This is a genomic window from Agrobacterium sp. fls2-241-TYG-188a, assembly GCF_030209845.1.
On sequence record NZ_JARVRD010000001.1, the window covers coordinates 442699 to 459870 of the forward strand.

Here is a 17172-nt window from a genome sequence, read left to right on the forward strand (position 1 = left end):
AGGATCAGTGCGATAAATCGGCCTCTTCCCACTGGATGCGAATTCTTGCTCCAGTGGTGGCAGGTCCTGTTGACTGCGTGATGTCTGCCTTCAGGCTCTGAGCCATGGCGGTAATGAGCCGCGTGCCAAGACCCGTGCCCTTTGGCTGATCGCTATCGCCAATGCCTACGCCATCGTCTTCGACAAAAAGTCGGATTTGGCCGTCTTGCCGCTCCAGACGAATGCGAATGTCGCCTTCACCTTCTGGATAGGCGTATTTCAGCGCGTTGGTCGTCAACTCGGTTACGATAACCCCCAGCGCCACGGCCTGATCGGGCGAGGCCTTCACATTGGCCATGTCGGTTAGAATACGGATTTTCTCATTGTCGCGCGCCGAGCGGCCGAGATCCTGAATGATGGATGAGAGGTAGGAATCGAGCTCGACCTCCCCGACATTATAGGCGGTGTAAAGACTGCGATGAACACCTGCGATGGCCGAGATGCGGCTTTGGGTCTCAAGTAGCGCGGTGCGCGCCTCCTCGGTCGCCACCGCGTTAAGCTGCATCCGTATCATCGCGGAGACCAGCGAGAGGCTGTTGGCGATGCGGTGATTCATCTCCTTGGCCATCAGTTCGGCGCGTTCCTTCGCCTGCAGCAGTTGCGCTTCCGCTTCTTCCTTCGCCCGGCGCAGCTGGAAGTTTTCAAGCGCCTGCTGGATGGAGTTCAGCAGAAGCGGGAAGAAGTCGTCGCCGACATTCTTGATGACATAGTCCGCCGCGCCCGCCTTCAGGGCATCAATGGCAATCTGTGCTTCGCTGGCGCCCGTAACGTAAAGAACCGGGATGGTCCGGCAGGCCTCTCCGATGGCAGCCAGGAATTGCAGCCCGGTACCGTTCTGGAAGTAATGATCGAGCACAACCGCATCGAATGTGTTGGCCTCAAACTCTTTCAGACCAGCGGCAACGGATGCTGCATGGACCACCGCTATGTCGTGACGGCCGAGCACGCGCTGAGCGAGCTTAGCCAGCGTCGGATCGTCATCGACATACAAAATGTTCAACGTCATTAAACTTTCACGGGACCTGAATAACGGAGAAGAAAAGTCCAAGATTGCGGATTGCGGTCGCGAAACCCTCATAGTCTACCGGCTTGGTGATATAGACATTCGCGCCAAGATCATAGCATTTCTGTATCTCGGTCTCGTCATCCGTTGTGGTCAGCACGACAACAGGCAGGCGCTTGGTGTGCTCATTGCTCTTGATCTGCTCAAGGATCCGTATTCCTGACGTGTCCGGCAGGTTCAAATCCAGCAGGATCAGCAGGTAGCGATCCTTGCTCACAAGGCCGTCCCGTTCCGGGCCGAGAATGTAGTCCAGCGCCTTGTGGCCAAGGGTGAAGGGCACAATCTCATTGTTGACGCCGGCACGTCTTACGTTCTTTTCGATAAGGCGCGCGTGACCTTCATCGTCTTCGATCATCACGATCGTTACTTCTTGTCCTGTGGCTTTCATATATCGCTCCCGCGCGTAATTTTTCGAAGGTCCGTCGGCAGTGTCAGATGGAATGTGCTTCCTTTGCCGAGCTCGGACGCGACCGTAATGTCTCCACCTAAATTTCTTATTAGCGACCGCACATGAGCAAGGCCGATGCCTTCGCCTTGCTGATCCTGCTCGCCCGCACGGCGGAAAAGCTCAAAAATCCGCTCGAAATCGTCTTCTGCAATCCCGCGGCCATTGTCGCTGACATCAATGCGAACGATGCCACGGCCCTGCGGCAGAATGCGGGCGGAAATCTTCAGCGGTCTTCCGGGCATCTGGTATTTGACGGCGTTGTCAAAGAGATTGCCCAGTATCTGGTCCAGCGAAATGCGATCGCTGATGACCGTAAAGCTTGGCACGTCGATGTCTATGCTGCCATCCACCGCGCTGACCTGATGCTGAACGCTTGCTCCTGCCGCAATCAGCAGATCCTTGATGTCGACTTTTTCAGCCTGAAGCTTGCGTCGGCCATCGCGGGATATTTTCAGGATCGCATTGATGAGCTGGTCCATCTTGCGGGTCGAGGAACGGATGAAGCCAATCGCTTCCGGCAGGTCTTCCTTGACCGCGGTCTTTGCATCCTGCACGTCGCGCTCGGGCAGTGCTGCGCCATCCGCCAGAACATAGGCCTGCACGGGCTTCAGCGATGCATCGAATTCCGACAGAAATCCCATGATGTTGACCAATGGTGCGCGCAGATCGTGGGTTACGATATAGGCAAATCTCTGAATTTCCTGATTGGCGCGAATAAGATCGCGCGTTCTTTCGTCGACGCGCTCTTCGAGCCCCCGGTTGAGTTCATCGACCTCTTCTCGTGAGCGCATCAGTTCGCGAATGTATTTCATGATGAGCGCAAGGGCACCGATCAACACGCCGGTGATTGCGACGGCGCCGACGATTGTCACCCAACGAAGGTTTTCGGCAGCGGAAAGCTGATTGGCGACAAGGATGCGAAGGTGATCGTCGGTGATTTGCTGGAAACGATTGAGCGTTTCACGGATCTCGCGCATGTAGATCAGACCAGTGTCACGGCGGACCAGATCCACGGCATCCTGCGTGCGGTTGGCGCGCATGAGGTCTATGCCCTCACCGATCTCTGCGAGCTTTCGGTCGAGATTGGCCTGCAGGCCCTCTATGTCCCCCAAATACTCCTGCCTGTCACCAATCCTTTCGACAAGAAGAGCGCGTTTGGCCGCCAGTGTGTTGACCGCCTCGCGGTAAGGAGCAAGATAGCGCTCGTCGCCGGTCAGGAGAAAACCGCGCTGCCCCGTCTCGGCATCCTGCACTGTTGTCAGCACATCCAGAATCGAAGCGCGCAGCCGCCGCAACGAGGCAGTTTCCTGCGAATATTCATTGTTGGCCTGCACCAGCCATAGCGATGTTGCCACCATGCCGACGAGCAGAGCAACGCCTATTCCCAGCATGATGAGTGTTCGGCGAATGAACGCAGATAATTTTGCCAACGAATGCCCCGCAGTTTTTAAGCTGTTTCGTAAGTAATCCGCCAGCGATGCCTTATGCAAGACGTTGGTGCATCAATGGTCGAGTTGTTCACTTTTATCGAACAGAGGCGGTGACGATTCTCGCGATGTAAGCGGACTCTGTGGGTGGAAGAAAAAAAAAAAGCCCGCCAGCAATGCGCCGACGGGCCGATTTTCTTGAAGGAATTGACGCCTGCTTAGAGGTTACGCCCGATATCGAGGAATTTTTGGCGACGCTCTGCGCGCAGCTGTGTTCCAGATTGCGGGATCAGTTCCTTCAGTGCTGCCTCGATCGTCTTGCCGGTCGCATCGATGACCTTGGCAGGGTCGCGATGCGCGCCGCCCATCGGCTCGGGAATGATAGCGTCGATGACGCCGAGACCCTTCAGATCATCCGAGGTGATCTTCATGTTGGTTGCTGCTTCCTTGGCGCGGGTGGAATCGCGCCAGAGGATGGAGGCTGCACCTTCCGGTGAGATAACCGAATAGATCGCGTGCTCAAGCATGTAGACGCGGTTGCCGGTGGCGATGGCGATTGCACCGCCCGAGCCGCCTTCACCGATGACGACCGATACGATAGGAACTTTCGCGTTGAGGCACATTTCCGTCGAGCGCGCGATGGCCTCAGCCTGGCCTCGTTCTTCGGCGCCAACGCCCGGATAGGCTCCGGCCGTGTCGATCAGCGTGACGACGGGCAGCGAGAAACGATCCGCCAGTTCGAGAACACGGATGGCCTTGCGGTAACCTTCAGGCCGAGGGCTGCCGAAATTGTGCTTCAGGCGTGACTTTGTGTCGCTGCCCTTTTCCTGGCCGATAATCGCAACGGGCTGGCCGTTGAACCGAGCAAGACCTGCCTGGATCGCTGCGTCCTCGGCAAATTTGCGGTCGCCGGCCAGCGGCGTGAAGTCCGTGAACAGGGCCTTGGCATAGTCCACGAAGTGCGGACGCTGCGGATGCCGCGCGACCTGCGTCTTCTGCCAGGCGTTAAGCTTGGAGTAGATGTCCTGCATCGCGTCCTGGACGCGGCTTTCAAGGCGTGAGATCTCCTCCGAGGTATCTATACTCTCGTCTTCGGCAGCGAGTTTCTTTAACTCGAGAATCTTGCCTTCCAGGTCAGAGATAGGTTTTTCGAAGTCGAGGTAGTTGTGCATGAGATCCGTTTCCGATCGTTTTGCGCAAGGTTTGACCGGGTGGTCCCGGCGGTTCCGGTCGCTCTATTCAAGGTTTTTGGCCTGTTTGGCAAGAGGGTGGTGCGTTTGTACCAGCTCTTGAAGCCGTTCTTCCAGCACATGTGTATAGATTTGTGTCGTTGAAATGTCCGAATGGCCCAGCAGTTCCTGCACTGCGCGCAGGTCTGCACCGTTCTGGAGAAGGTGGCTGGCAAAGGCGTGGCGCATGACATGCGGCGATATTGCCGATGGCGAGAGCCCCGCGCGGATGGCAATGTCCTTGAGGTCGCGGGCAAAGACCTGCCGGGGGAGATGCCCCTCCTTGCCACTGGAAGGAAAAAGCCAAGGGCTTTCCGGCTCACCTTCCTTTTTTGGAACAAGGGCGGATCTCGCCCGGTCATAAGCTTCCATCGCCTTTATGGCCGCCCGCGACAGCAGCACCATACGGTCCTTGTTGCCCTTGCCACGGATCATCAGAAACCGACCGTCATGACGCAGAACCTTGGCTGGCAGCGATACGAGTTCGCTGACGCGCATTCCCGTGGCGTAAAGCAATTCCAGCAGGAGATGCATCCGGATACGGGAAATCTGCCCCGGCCCTTCTGTTTCGGCTTCCTTCGATGCCTGCGCAAGAAGCGTCGTAACGTCTGCCACGCTCATAATTTTTGGAAGAGGGCGTCCTTTTTTGGGTGCGTCCAATATGCCGGTCGGATCGTCGCCACGCAGCCCTTCCGAATAGAGGAACTTGTAGAACTGCCGCATGCAGGACAGGCGACGGGCCTGCGAAGACGAGGCAAAGCCGTTGGCAGAAAGAGATTCGAGATAGGCGGAAAGATCGCTGGTCGTAGCCTCTGATATCGCGATGTTGCGACGATTGAGAAAGTCTCGCATGTCGGTAAGGTCGCGCTCGTAGGATGAGAGCGTGTTTGCCGCTGCCCCTCGCTCCGCACTCATCATTTCCAGAAAACTGTCGAGCCTTGCGGCGTCCTGACTGGCCATTGAAGGGATTTTCCGTCGTCAGGGCGTGGGTGGATTGAGGCGCTCGGATGGTATCCGCACCGTCACTTCACGCGGCTTCGGTTCCACCAGCATCACCAGCGACACCATGCTGCCGTAGATGATGCCAGCGATGGCTGCCAGCACGAACAGGAAACGGAAGAGGGTGGGCATGGACACTCCGGTGCACGTGTTGGGCGACATATGAGATGCGGTTTGGGGAAGGACAAGGCCGAGGTCCGGTTATCCTTCGCGTGTTTCATATGATTCTCTTTCTATAAGGCGCAATTAGGCTTGACGCTTGGTAAACATTTGCAGATACCGATGCCAAACGGGCCATCATTCATGAGCGAAACCAACATAACGGTCCACCCCGGCACGGGTGGGAAAAGTCTGGGCGAAAGAGCACGAGCCAAGCTCGGCAGACGAAACCTCGTTTTTGTGGGTTTGATGGGGGCGGGCAAATCCGCCATCGGTCGGCTTGTTGCCCAGCAACTCAAAATCCCCTTTGTCGATACGGATGTCGAAATCGAGCGCGTATCGCGCATGACGATATCGGAACTGTTTACCGCTTACGGGGAAGACGAGTTTCGCGCGCTGGAAATGCGTGTCATCAAGCGGCTGCTGCGTGCCGGACCAAAGGTCGTGTCTACTGGCGGTGGCGCGTTCGTGAATGAAGCGACCCGCAGACAGATCAAGCGCAGCGGCGTTTCCATCTGGCTGAAAGCCGATCTGGACGTTCTCTGGGAGCGGGTCAACAAGCGCGATCACCGGCCGCTTCTCAAGACCGAGAACCCCAAGGCAACCCTGTTGGGGTTGATGGAGAGGCGCTATCCTATTTACGGGGAAGCCGACATAACGATTGAATCACGCGATGTCCGCAAGGAGATCATCGTGAATGAAGTCCTGCAGGCAATTGCAGGGGCAGAACAGAAGGCCTCATCATGACCGTCCACGAAACCATTGAAGAACGTCTTGTTCACGTACCGCTTGGGGAACGCGCCTATGACATCTTGATTGGTCCGGGTCTGATAGGCCGCGCAGGCGGTGAGATTTCCTCTCGCCTGAAAGGAAAGCGCGCCGCCATCGTAACGGATGAGCATGTCGCACCGCTTTACCTCGAAGCTTTGATGGATGGTCTGCAGACCGATGGTATCGAGGCGGTTTCGCTGACGCTTCCGGCTGGTGAAAAGACCAAGAGCTTCGATCATCTGGTAACCGTATGCGACACCGTGCTTGCTGCGCGTATCGAGCGTAACGATGCCGTCATCGCACTAGGCGGCGGCGTTATCGGCGATCTGGCGGGGTTTGCGGCTGGCATCGTGCGTCGTGGCGTGCGCTTCGTGCAGATACCGACGTCTCTTCTGGCGCAGGTGGATTCATCCGTCGGCGGCAAGACCGGTATCAATTCGCGTCACGGCAAGAACCTTCTTGGCGTATTCCACCAGCCCGACCTCGTCCTTGCGGATACGGCGGTGCTCGATACGCTGAGCCCGCGGGAGTTTCGCGCCGGTTATGCGGAGGTGGTTAAATACGGTCTGATCGACAAGCCTGAATTTTTTGAATGGCTGGAGAAGAACTGGAACGAGGTTCTCTCAGGTGGACCAGCCCGAATTCAGGCGATTGCTACAAGCTGTCAGGCCAAATCAGATGTCGTCGTGGCGGATGAAAAAGAAAATGGCGTCCGTGCGCTGCTCAATCTCGGCCACACTTTCGGCCATGCTCTGGAGGCGGCGACGGAATATAACAGCGAGCGCCTCGTGCATGGTGAAGGCGTTGCCATCGGTATGGTGCTCGCGCACGAATTTTCCGCACGTCTGAACCTGGCCAGCCCGGATGATGCGGCAAGGGTAAGAGCACATCTTGAGGCTGTCGGATTGCCGACGACCATGAAAGATATCCCCGGCAAGCTTCCCGATGTGGAGATGCTGATGACGGCCATCGCCCAGGATAAGAAGGTCAAGGGCGGTAACCTGACCTTCATCCTCACCCACGGTATCGGCAAGTCATTTGTTGCCAATGATGTGCCTGCTTCGGAAGTAAGATCCTTCCTCGGCGAAAAGCACCCCGGCTAACAACACATCGTCAAAAACGCGTCTTTTCTCCGGGCGCTGCAATTTCCAGCGCGAGTGCGTGCAGGCCGGCATCCAGTTCCGGCTTCAGCACTTCATTGAGCGCGCGATGCCGGTCGACGCGTGACTTGCCGGAAAAGCTTTCCGATACTATCTGAACACGCATATGGGTCTCACCCGTTCCGGTGATATCCGGATGATGTCCGGCGTGCATGTGGCTTTCGTCGAAGACGTTGAGCCGAACCGGCGAAAACGCCTCGTTGAGCTTGTTTTGAATACGCTCGCGCAAGGACATGTGTTCGGACTCCAAATCACTGTTGATCATAAAAAGGGGCTACCTAGAAACCCGTAACATTCTGCTTTGTCAATTCTTGTTGTGCGCGTTTTCGCGCACCATAATCAGGATATCATGAAACTGGATTCGAAATACTTCGACCGCATTCGCACGCGCCGTAAACGGGAGCGGGAGCCTGAGGTACAGGCCCCGACATGCCAGTGGGATGGCTGCGACAAGCCGGGCGTTCATCGCGCTCCCGTCGGCCGCAATGCCGAGGGGCAGTTTTTCATGTTCTGTTTTGAGCATGTGAAGGATTACAATAAAGGCTACAACTATTTCTCCGGCCTGTCTGATAGTGAAATTGCGCGTTATCAGAAGGAAGCGATAACCGGCCATCGCCCTACCTGGACGGTGGGCGTGAACAAGACCGCGAGCGATAGCCCGCTGCATTCCACCCTGCGTTCGGGTGCTGCCAATGCCCGTATCCGTGATCCGTTCGGCTTTGCGGGGCAGGGGCGCTCGGGCGGCCCGCGTTATCAGCAAAGCCGCAAACTCAAGACGCTGGAACAAAAAGCCTTCGATACGCTTGGTCTTTCTGTGAACGCCAAGCCTGAAGAGATCAAAAGGAGCTATAAGGACCTGGTGAAAAAACATCATCCTGATGCCAATGGCGGCGATCGCGGATCGGAAGAACGTTTTCGTGCTGTAATTCAAGCCTACCAATTGTTAAAGCAATCCGGTTTCTGCTAAGCCCTTTCATGTGATCGCCTGAAAGATATGTGGCCGGGTGGCTGCTACCCGCCTTGGAGACGTTATGAGCAAAATTGACCTCGATATTACCAATCTGCCGGACACGACCGTTTCGGTGCGTGAAGTCTTCGGTATCGACTCGGACCTGCGTGTGCCCGCTTATTCGCAGGGCGATGCCTATGTTCCTGATCTCGACCCGGATTACCTGTTTGACCGCGATACGACGCTCGCCATTCTCGCGGGGTTTGCCCACAATCGTCGCGTGATGGTGTCAGGCTTCCACGGTACCGGCAAGTCGACCCATATCGAGCAGGTCGCAGCACGGCTCAACTGGCCTTGCGTTCGCGTCAATCTGGACAGCCATGTCAGCCGTATCGATCTCGTCGGCAAGGACGCCATCGTGCTGAAGGACGGCAAGCAGGTAACCGAATTCAAGGACGGTATCCTCCCCTGGGCCTATCAGCACAATGTCGCGCTGGTCTTCGATGAGTATGATGCCGGACGCCCTGACGTGATGTTCGTTATCCAGCGTGTTCTGGAATCCTCTGGACGCCTGACCTTGCTCGACCAGAGCCGTGTTATCCGTCCTCACCCCGCTTTCCGCATTTTCGCGACGGCGAACACCGTAGGTCTGGGTGATACGACCGGTCTCTACCACGGTACGCAGCAGATCAACCAGGCGCAGATGGACCGCTGGTCCGTCGTCACGACGCTGAACTACCTGCCGCATGAGCAGGAAGTGAACATCGTCGTTGCCAAGGTGAAGAGCCTCGACAATCCAAAGGGTCGTGAGACTGCGTCCAAGATGGTCCGGGTTGCGGATCTTACCCGCTCGGCCTTCATCAATGGCGATCTTTCCACGGTCATGAGCCCGCGTACGGTCATTACCTGGGCGGAAAACGCGGAAATATTCGGCGATGTCGCCTTTGCCTTCCGCGTGACCTTCCTCAACAAGTGCGACGAGCTGGAGCGGACGCTCGTGGCCGAGCAGTACCAGCGCGCATTCGGTGTTGAGCTGAAGGAAAGCGCCGCAAACATCGTTCTGAGCGCCTGATATTCCCCGGTTTACCGGAGAGCATCACCGATGAGTTGAAGACGTCACCCGCAAGCCGTTTGGCTTTGGGTGACGTTCAGAATCGACAGGAAAGACAATGGCAGGCCGTGGCGACAATGTAAGACCCAAGTCGGGTATGGTGATCGATGCCGAACCTTTGCGTCAGGCCATCACCGGATGCGTGCGGTCGATTGCCGGTGATGCCGAAGTCGAGGTTGTTTTCGCCAATGAGCGGCCCGGTCTGGCAGGCGAGCGGATGCGCCTGCCTGAAATCTCCAAGAAGCCCACTGCGCAGGAGATTGCGGTTACCCGCGGCCTGGGTGATTCCATGGCATTGCGCCTCGCCTGCCATGATAGCGATATTCACGCGAACATGGCCCCGCAGGGGGCGGATGCACGGCTGATCTTCGATGCTGTGGAGCAGGCGCGGGTCGAGTCCATCGGCGCGCGGCGGATGCCGGGAATGGCATCGAATATCCGTGCGATGAATACGGAAAAATACGCCAAGGCCAATTTCGTCAACATCAACACGCAGGAAGATGCGCCACTGGCGGAAGCTGTCGCCATGATGGTGCGTGAGCGCCTCACAGGCGAAAAGCCGCCGGAAAGCGCCGGCAAGGTGCTGGATCTCTGGCGCCCCTTCATCGAGGGCAAGGCGGCGGCTGATCTTGAGGATTTGTCCAAGGTCGTCGAAGACCAGAAGGCTTTTTCGAAGCTCATCCGCAAGATGCTGACGTCCATGGAGATGGCTGAGGATTTCGGCGACGAAGACGATCAGCCCGAAAGCGAAGAGGCCGAAACCGACGAAGACCAGCCAGCCAGCAACGAGACGCAGGAAGAGCAGGTCGAGGAAGAAGCCGGTTCCGATGCTGCCCCCGCCGAGGAAAGCGAAGCTTCCCAGGAGCAGATGGAAGACGGCGAGATGGACGGCGCCGAGATGTCCGAAGACGAAATGTCCGACGACCTCGACGAGGATTCCGAGACGCCGGGCGAGACCCGTCGGCCAAACAGCCCCTTCGACGACTTCAACGAAAAGGTTGACTACCGCATCTTCACGCAGGAGTTCGACGAGGAAATCCACGCCGAGGAGCTTTGCGATGACGCGGAACTGGATCGCCTTCGTGCTTTCCTCGACAAGCAGCTCGCCCATCTTCAAGGGGCAGTCGGGCGTCTGGCCAACCGCTTGCAGCGCCGCCTGATGGCGCAGCAGAACCGCTCCTGGGATTTCGATCTGGAGGAGGGGTACCTCGATCCCGCACGTCTGGTGCGTCTGATCATCGATCCCATGCAGCCGCTTTCCTTCAAGAAGGAACGCGACACGAAGTTCCGCGACACTGTCGTTTCGCTTGTCATCGACAATTCTGGCTCCATGCGTGGCCGTCCCATCACCGTGGCTGCCACCTGCGCCGATATTCTGGCGCGGACGTTGGAGCGCTCGGGCGTAAAGGTCGAGATTTTGGGGTTCACGACGAAGGCCTGGAAGGGCGGACAGTCGCGGGAGCAATGGCTTGCGGGCGGTAAACCGCCATCGCCCGGTCGCTTGAACGACCTGCGGCACATCATTTACAAGTCGGCAGACGCGCCTTGGCGGCGTGCACGTCGCAACCTCGGCCTCATGATGCGCGAGGGGCTTCTCAAGGAGAATATCGACGGCGAGGCTTTGATGTGGGCGCATAATCGCCTCATCAACCGTCCTGAACAGCGCAAGATCATGATGATGATTTCAGATGGTGCGCCGGTTGATGACTCGACTCTCTCAGTCAACCCCGGCAATTATCTGGAGCGCCACCTGCGCGCCGTTATCGAGCAGATCGAAACGCGTTCATCCGTGGAACTGCTGGCCATCGGCATCGGACATGATGTGACGCGCTACTATCGTCGTGCGGTCACGATCGTGGATGCCGATGAACTTGCGGGCGCCATGACGGAACAGCTGGCTGCATTGTTCGAGGACACGAGCACTGCGCCGCGTCGTGGCAGCAGGATGCGCCGTGCAGGCTAGGCCTTTTCGCGCATCTACTTTGTTGCGATCCTTGTGTCGGTTGGTCGGTAACACGGCCGCTGTCGTCGCCTTGCCGTTCTTCACCTTTGCTCCGTCGAAAATGGCCGCTTCGACGCTGGACGTGGAGGTGCGGTCTAAACCCATCGTGGCTTTCAGCACCAAGTCGAGCCAGAAGCGCTTCGGCCAGCTGGAATTCGTCGGCGGCTTGATTTTCACGTCGCCTGAGCCTTTGTTCGGTGCCATTTCCAGCATTCGTTTTCTACCTGACGGCAAAGACTTCATTGCGGTGCTGGACACAGGCCACTGGATGAGTGGACAGGTCGAACGCAATGCCGATGGTGTTCTGTCCGGTCTTTCCCATGTCAAAATAGATCCCATCCTCGACGAGACAGGGAACGAGGCACGTCGCAAGCGCGACATGGATGCTGAGGGACTGGCAGTGCGGGGAGATACTGCCTTCGTCAGCTTCGAGCAGTTCCCACGCATCGGTGTGTTTTCAACGAAGAACCTTGCAGCTGCAACGCCCACCAGCAAAGTGCCGCACCTTCTTCCTGATCAGGAACTCAGGCGCAACGCCGGTTTGGAGACGCTTGTGCTTTCGCCAGCATCGAGCCCGCTTCAGGGTGCACTCGTCACCGTCACAGAGGCGAGTGTCGACACTCGTGGCAATCTCTACGCCGCTGTTCTGGACGGACCTCGAAAGGGTCTTTTCTTCGTTGCCAAGGATGCTTCCTTTTCAGTGACGGACGGCGCGTTTCTGGAAAATGGCGACTTGCTTCTGCTTGAGCGCCGCTTCAATCTCGCAGAAGGCGTGGGCATGCGGCTGCGCAGAATTTCTGCCGACACGATCAAACCCGGCGCAGTCGTCGATGGACCCATCCTGTTGGAAGCCGATCTCGCGTACCAGATCGACAATATGGAGGGGCTGGATGTGGTGAAAGGTGCCGATGGCTCGACCCGCCTGATCTTCGTTTCAGACGACAACCATTCCTTCTTGCAGCGCAGTCTCATGCTTGAATTCAAGCTCACCGACTAGATTGATTGCGCTTAAATGCGACTGGCTGGATGTTGCGTTGAACGAGAGCTATTCGAAATAGCTTACATATTACAGTAATTTAATATTATGCGGGCTTCCGTTTTGAGCTGTTGCGGCGTTAAGTGCTCAACAGGAAGAGCGGTGGCTGCACCGTTTGATCGGCTCTCATCGGATGCGTTCCCCGGAGCCGACACTGCCAGCCCCTCACGTCCTACCTGATTTTTTATGAAGTAACGAAATGCCGTCGTCCCGGTAGGGCGCAAGCGATCCTGAGCTGGGCTAGGCTCCGCTGATGGACGCTTGTGGAAATGCGCCTTTTGTCCATCGGATAAGCCTCATTCAAGGACCTCCGCATGAAATACGTCGTCACGATCCTCGTTGTTGCTGCTCTGTCTCTATTGGTTTTCGTTTATCGCAGCGAATTCGAAGCCTATCTGCCTGGCTGGGTCGCTCACCCATCCGGGGGCTCGCAGGGGGCTGTCTCAACCGCCAGCGCTGCGGCGGGTAATGGTGGACGACATGGCGGCGGAGGGGGGCAGGGGCAAGGCCGCTCCGTGACGGTCACCACGGCTGTTGCCAAGAGCGGCTCCATTCCTGTTTTGCGTCAGACAATCGGCACCATCGTGCCGGTTGAATCGACTGCACTGACCAGCCCGATTTCGGGCATCGTCGCAAACGTGCTCGCAAAGGACGGTTCGGAGGTCCGAAAGGGCGATCTTCTGATCCAGTTGGATGACCGCACAATAAGGGCGAATATTCAACGCGACGAAGCGCAATTGGCAAAGGATCAGGCGATCCTCGATTCAGCCAATTCAACATTGTCCAGAGTTGAAACCCTGAGCAAATCCGGCGTCGATACACAGCAGCAGTTCAGCGATGCCGCCGCAACGGCAAAGCAGGCGGCAGCAACGGTACAAGTCGACCAGGCAAATCTGGCCGCAGACAATGTCACCCTTTCCCAGACGCAGATCCGCGCGCCTTTCGATGGCAAGTTGGGGGCCGTGCTGCTTTCGGCAGGCGCTTACGTCGCGCCGGGCGCGGATGTCGTGCTGCTGACGAAAATGAAGCCTGTCTATGCCGAATTCTCTTTGCCGGAGCCGGATCTCGATCTTGTCCGCGCCAATTATGCGAGCAAAACGCTGACGGCTGAAGTCCATTCGACGCAGGACAATAGCAACGCCTCTTCAGGCGATATCGTCTTCATCGACAACAATGTCGACGCCGCCTCCGGCACGTTCAAACTGCGCATGCTGCTCGACAACCAGGCGGAAAACTTCTGGCCGGGGCAATCCCTCAAAGTCATCGTCAGCGCGGGCAAAATGGACAATCTCGTGACCGTGCCGATGGTTGCGCTTCAACCGCAGTCGGGTGGCTATGTCTCCTTCGTGGTCAAGCCGGACAAGACGGTTGAGAAGAGAAAGGTCACGCTTGCGCTAAGCAGTGGTAATCTGGCTGGCGTTTCCCAGGGCCTTTCTGATGGAGAGCAGGTAGTAACGGAGGGGCAGGCAAGTCTGGTCGAAGGCACGCGGGTGACCGTCAATGCACCCCGGTCTGGTGCTAACGATCCGAAGGCGGAAATATCGCAAAACGGTGTCTCGCTATGAATATCTCCGAGATATTCATCCGCCGCCCGGTCGCAACCATTTTGCTCATCATCGGTGTGCTTTTGGCCGGTGCCGCAGCCTATCGGAACTTGCCGGTTGCTGCTCTTCCGCAGGCGGATTTCCCGACAATCAACGTGTCCGCCCAACTGGCGGGTGCGGCTCCCGATACGATGGCAAGCTCGGTTGCCACGCCACTCATCAAGCAGTTCGAAACAATAGCCGGTATCGATACGATCACGGCAAGCTCGTCGCTCGGTAACACGCAGATCACCATACAGTTCAACCTGTCGAGAAATATCGATGCCGCCGCAGCCGATGTGCAGGCAGCAATTGCACGTGCCCAGAGGCAGCTGCCCGATAACATGACGACGCCGCCCAGTTATCGAAAGGCCAATCCTGCGGATGCGGCGGTGGTTATTCTGGCGCTGACGAGCGATGGCGCCGATCTTACCAAGATGGATGATCTTGCGGAGAATATCATTTCGCCCGCGTTGTCGACCATATCAGGCGTCGCGCAGGCGCAGATATTCGGCGCTAAGACCTATGCGGTGCGAATAGAGGTCGATCCCTCCAGGCTGGCCAGCCGTGGCCTGTCGCTAGAGGGGCTGTCGAACACGCTGGCGGCAGCCAACGACCAGTCGCCAGTGGGCACGCTGCAGAACTCCTCGCAAGCCCTGACCGTGAAGGCCTCCACGCAGCGCACGGACGCGTCGTCATTCCGCACACTGATCATCGCCAACCCGAATGGCAGGGCCGTGCGGCTGCAGGATGTTGCTACCGTCAATGACAGTGTCGAAGTGCTCAATCAGGGCAGCTGGCTTGATGGAACCCCCGCCATCGTTCTTGCCGTGCAGCGGCAACCGGGGGCAAACACCGTTCAGGTCGTTGATGCCATCAAGGCAAAACTTCCGGAGTTGCAGGCAAACATGCCGGCGGATATGCAAATCCACGTCGTCAACGATGCTTCGGTTTCCATCCGGGCTGCGGTGGCAGATGTGGAGACGACGCTGATGGTGACGCTGGGACTCGTGGTCCTCGTCATCTACCTGTTTCTGCGGCAGGTCTGGGCAACGCTCATCCCGGCAATTGCGGTGCCGCTATCTCTTGTCGCGACGTTGGGCGCCATGTATGCGCTTGGATTTTCCATCGACAATATTTCGCTGCTTGGCCTGACGCTTTCGGTCGGTCTGGTGGTGGACGATGCCATCGTGATGCTGGAAAATATCGTCCGCAAGGTCGAAGAGGGCATGCCCGCGTTTCAAGCCGCCGTCGAAGGCAGCAAGGAAGTGACGGGCACGATTATCTCCATGTCGATTTCCCTCGTTGCCGTGTTTCTGCCGATCCTGCTGATGGGCGGCATTGTCGGACGCGTTCTCAATGAATTTGGTGTGGTCGTCACGCTCGCGATCATGGCTTCGGCAATCGTCTCTCTTACGGTCACGCCCATGCTGGCGGCACGGCTGCCACATCACCAGGCGCCTGACCATGCCAGGAAAACACTCTTCGATCGCGCGACAGACGGCTACAGCAGGTCCGTTGGCTGGTGCCTCAATCATCGCTTGCTGGTCATGTTGATGTTTGTGATGACGTTGGTCGGCTCCGGCTGGATGTTTGCCAGCCTTGCGCACAGCTTCTTTCCAACCGAGGATCTTGGTTTGCTGACGGTTTCGACGCAGGCCCGACAGGACATTTCCTACAAGGCCATGAGCGAATTTCAGGCAAGGGCGGCGGCAATCGTCTCTGCCGATCCTGCTGTCGCGCACGTAACCTCCACGCTCGGGTCCGGCCCCGGTGGTTCGGCACTCAATTCCGGCAACCTGCTTGTCCAGCTCAAGCCCGCCGATGAGCGACCGGCGCTGGCGGTAACGCTGAATGATCTCAGGCACGCGCTATCAGGCATAGCGGGCTTGCGAACCTTTATCACGCCGCAGCAGAGCTTGCGCTTTGGCGGGCGCAGCACCCAGAGCCAATATCAGGTCGTGTTGCAATCCATCGATGCCGCGGCGGCACGCCAATGGTCCCAGACGTTGGCAGATGCCATGCGTTCGGACTCCGCCCATTTCGTCGATGTTGCTTCCGATCTGCAGGACAGTGCCCTGCAAGCCCATATCGATGTCGACAATGATCGTGCCAACAGCCTCGGCGTCACCTCGCAAACCATTCGAAAAACGCTTGAGGCGGCATTTGGCAGCTATGTCGCAACGCAGATCCAGACAACCGGAAACAGTTATGATGTGATCGTGGAATATGATCAGTCACTGGAGTGGACGGAGCAATCGCTCGGCGCGATAAGGGTTTCATCGGCATCGGGCGCTCTGGTTCCAATATCCAGCTTTGCAACAATATCCCGTGTATCAGGACCGGTAACGGTGAACCAGACCGGCCAGCTTACCTCCTTGACGCTTTCGTTCAACCTTCCTGCGGGCGTATCGTTGGGCGATGCGACAGCGCAGATCGACTTGCTCAAACAGCAGATACAACTCCCATCCACCGTTACGACAAACCTTGCCGGAGCCGCCCAGATATTCAAGCAAACGAGCGACAGCACCGGCCTGCTCATCGGCGCTGCAGTTCTGACGATCTATATCGTGCTTGGGGTTTTCTATGAAAGCTTCCTCCACCCGCTGACAATCCTGTCCGGTCTGCCATCGGCCGCATTTGGTGCCTTGTTGACGCTGAAGCTTTTCGGTTTCGACCTCTCCATCATTGCGCTGATCGGTTTGCTGATGCTGATCGGCATCGTCAAAAAGAACGCGATCATGATGATCGATGTCGCGCTGACATTGCAGCGGGAGGAAAACATGCCCACGCTGAAAGCGATCCATGAGGCGGCCGTCCGGCGGTTGCGACCCATTATGATGACCACCTTCTGCGCTCTCTTCGGTGCACTTCCTGTAGCGCTTGGAACAGGTGCGAGTTCGGAGCTCAGGCAGCCACTTGGCGTGGCCGTCGTCGGCGGTCTCATCGTCAGCCAGATATTGACGCTCTTCATGACGCCGGTCGTGTTCGTTGAGATTGAGCGCCTGTCCGATGTGATCAAATCGCTGTGGGGTCCTGTCGCACGACGGCCGGTTGTCAATGCCACACATGACGCCAGCCGGACCTGAGGAGTCTTTGATTTTCTAGGGCTAATGCCAATTTCCGCTCGTTTGCCCGTGAGAACTAATGCATTTACCCTACTTGCGGACATGTGGGAAAGTGCTAACGTCTCACG

General features: G+C 57.4%; 15 protein-coding genes. 8 read left to right on the forward strand and 7 right to left on the reverse strand.

The genetic code is table 11. From position 1 onward, the window contains the following. Nucleotides 1-4: 4 nt before the first annotated feature. The 6 genes from QRN85_RS01890 to QRN85_RS01915 form a co-directional block, all read right to left on the reverse strand. Nucleotides 5-1045, reverse strand: coding sequence for a response regulator (locus QRN85_RS01890; protein ID WP_082469719.1), 1041 nt, complete (start codon nt 1043-1045; stop codon nt 5-7). Nucleotides 1046-1052: 7 nt separating this feature from the next. Beyond that, on the reverse strand, nt 1053-1490 hold the full coding sequence (locus tag QRN85_RS01895; protein ID WP_062588244.1) for a response regulator: 438 nt from the start codon (nt 1488-1490) through the stop codon (nt 1053-1055). After that, nucleotides 1487-2941 carry a sensor histidine kinase gene (locus QRN85_RS01900; RefSeq protein ID WP_284757243.1) on the reverse strand — a complete coding sequence of 485 codons (1455 nt, stop codon included), beginning with the start codon at nt 2939-2941 and terminating at the stop codon, nt 1487-1489. Before QRN85_RS01900 ends, QRN85_RS01895 begins: the two co-directional genes overlap by 4 nt. A 254-nt stretch (nt 2942-3195) precedes the next feature. Further along, nucleotides 3196-4149 carry an acetyl-CoA carboxylase carboxyltransferase subunit alpha gene (locus tag QRN85_RS01905; RefSeq protein WP_284757050.1) on the reverse strand — a complete coding sequence of 318 codons (954 nt, stop codon included), beginning with the start codon at nt 4147-4149 and terminating at the stop codon, nt 3196-3198. A 63-nt stretch (nt 4150-4212) separates the two neighbouring features. Next, nucleotides 4213-5166 carry a site-specific tyrosine recombinase XerD gene (gene xerD, locus QRN85_RS01910; RefSeq protein ID WP_112962148.1) on the reverse strand — a complete coding sequence of 318 codons (954 nt, stop codon included), beginning with the start codon at nt 5164-5166 and terminating at the stop codon, nt 4213-4215. A gap of 18 nt (nt 5167-5184) precedes the next feature. Next, on the reverse strand, nt 5185-5337 hold the full coding sequence (locus QRN85_RS01915; RefSeq protein ID WP_112962149.1) for a hypothetical protein: 153 nt from the start codon (nt 5335-5337) through the stop codon (nt 5185-5187). A 171-nt stretch (nt 5338-5508) separates the two neighbouring features. Here QRN85_RS01915 and QRN85_RS01920 point away from each other — a divergent pair, with 171 nt between their 5' ends. Both QRN85_RS01920 and aroB read left to right on the forward strand, forming a co-directional pair. Then, nucleotides 5509-6111, forward strand: a complete 603-nt coding sequence (locus QRN85_RS01920) for a shikimate kinase (protein WP_062588439.1) — start codon at nt 5509-5511, stop codon at nt 6109-6111. Beyond that, nucleotides 6108-7238, forward strand: a complete 1131-nt coding sequence (gene aroB / locus QRN85_RS01925; RefSeq protein ID WP_112962150.1) for a 3-dehydroquinate synthase — start codon at nt 6108-6110, stop codon at nt 7236-7238. Before QRN85_RS01920 ends, aroB begins: the two co-directional genes overlap by 4 nt. A gap of 10 nt (nt 7239-7248) precedes the next feature. Here aroB and QRN85_RS01930 read toward each other — a convergent pair whose 3' ends face one another. Beyond that, entirely contained in the window at nt 7249-7530 is a 282-nt protein-coding gene (locus tag QRN85_RS01930; RefSeq protein WP_284757051.1) for a BolA family protein, read from the reverse strand. Between the two features lie 114 nt (nt 7531-7644). Here QRN85_RS01930 and QRN85_RS01935 point away from each other — a divergent pair, with 114 nt between their 5' ends. The 6 genes from QRN85_RS01935 to QRN85_RS01960 all read left to right on the forward strand — a co-directional run bounded on the left by QRN85_RS01935 (nt 7645) and on the right by QRN85_RS01960 (nt 17065). After that, entirely contained in the window at nt 7645-8262 is a 618-nt protein-coding gene (locus tag QRN85_RS01935; RefSeq protein WP_112962379.1) for a J domain-containing protein, read from the forward strand. 64 nt (nt 8263-8326) lie between these two features. Continuing rightward, nucleotides 8327-9316 carry a cobaltochelatase subunit CobS gene (cobS, locus tag QRN85_RS01940; protein ID WP_062588233.1) on the forward strand — a complete coding sequence of 330 codons (990 nt, stop codon included), beginning with the start codon at nt 8327-8329 and terminating at the stop codon, nt 9314-9316. Nucleotides 9317-9413: 97 nt separating this feature from the next. Then, nucleotides 9414-11318, forward strand: coding sequence for a cobaltochelatase subunit CobT (gene cobT, locus QRN85_RS01945; RefSeq protein ID WP_062588231.1), 1905 nt, complete (start codon nt 9414-9416; stop codon nt 11316-11318). A gap of 100 nt (nt 11319-11418) precedes the next feature. Next, nucleotides 11419-12354, forward strand: coding sequence for an esterase-like activity of phytase family protein (locus QRN85_RS01950; protein ID WP_350225064.1), 936 nt, complete (start codon nt 11419-11421; stop codon nt 12352-12354). A 353-nt stretch (nt 12355-12707) separates the two neighbouring features. Further along, on the forward strand, nt 12708-13958 hold the full coding sequence (locus tag QRN85_RS01955) for an efflux RND transporter periplasmic adaptor subunit (protein ID WP_284757053.1): 1251 nt from the start codon (nt 12708-12710) through the stop codon (nt 13956-13958). Beyond that, a complete protein-coding gene (locus QRN85_RS01960; RefSeq protein WP_284757054.1) occupies nt 13955-17065 on the forward strand; it encodes an efflux RND transporter permease subunit in 3111 nt (1036 codons plus the stop codon). The genes QRN85_RS01955 and QRN85_RS01960 overlap by 4 nt, the downstream gene beginning before the upstream one ends. Nucleotides 17066-17172: the final 107 nt, after the last annotated feature.

Bases quoted from the DNA above. Each gene is read 5' to 3' on its own strand.
- QRN85_RS01890 (WP_082469719.1), bottom strand. From the start codon at position 1,045: ATGACGTTGAACATTTTGTATGTCGATGACGATCCGACGCTGGCTAAG.
- QRN85_RS01895 (WP_062588244.1), bottom strand. From the start codon at position 1,490: ATGAAAGCCACAGGACAAGAAGTAACGATCGTGATGATCGAAGACGAT.
- QRN85_RS01900 (WP_284757243.1), bottom strand. From the start codon at position 2,941: ATGCTGGGAATAGGCGTTGCTCTGCTCGTCGGCATGGTGGCAACATCG.
- QRN85_RS01905 (WP_284757050.1), bottom strand. From the start codon at position 4,149: ATGCACAACTACCTCGACTTCGAAAAACCTATCTCTGACCTGGAAGGC.
- xerD (WP_112962148.1), bottom strand. From the start codon at position 5,166: ATGGCCAGTCAGGACGCCGCAAGGCTCGACAGTTTTCTGGAAATGATG.
- QRN85_RS01915 (WP_112962149.1), bottom strand. From the start codon at position 5,337: ATGCCCACCCTCTTCCGTTTCCTGTTCGTGCTGGCAGCCATCGCTGGC.
- QRN85_RS01920 (WP_062588439.1), top strand. From the start codon at position 5,509: ATGAGCGAAACCAACATAACGGTCCACCCCGGCACGGGTGGGAAAAGT.
- aroB (WP_112962150.1), top strand. From the start codon at position 6,108: ATGACCGTCCACGAAACCATTGAAGAACGTCTTGTTCACGTACCGCTT.
- QRN85_RS01930 (WP_284757051.1), bottom strand. From the start codon at position 7,530: ATGTCCTTGCGCGAGCGTATTCAAAACAAGCTCAACGAGGCGTTTTCG.
- QRN85_RS01935 (WP_112962379.1), top strand. From the start codon at position 7,645: ATGAAACTGGATTCGAAATACTTCGACCGCATTCGCACGCGCCGTAAA.
- cobS (WP_062588233.1), top strand. From the start codon at position 8,327: ATGAGCAAAATTGACCTCGATATTACCAATCTGCCGGACACGACCGTT.
- cobT (WP_062588231.1), top strand. From the start codon at position 9,414: ATGGCAGGCCGTGGCGACAATGTAAGACCCAAGTCGGGTATGGTGATC.
- QRN85_RS01950 (WP_350225064.1), top strand. From the start codon at position 11,419: ATGGCCGCTTCGACGCTGGACGTGGAGGTGCGGTCTAAACCCATCGTG.
- QRN85_RS01955 (WP_284757053.1), top strand. From the start codon at position 12,708: ATGAAATACGTCGTCACGATCCTCGTTGTTGCTGCTCTGTCTCTATTG.
- QRN85_RS01960 (WP_284757054.1), top strand. From the start codon at position 13,955: ATGAATATCTCCGAGATATTCATCCGCCGCCCGGTCGCAACCATTTTG.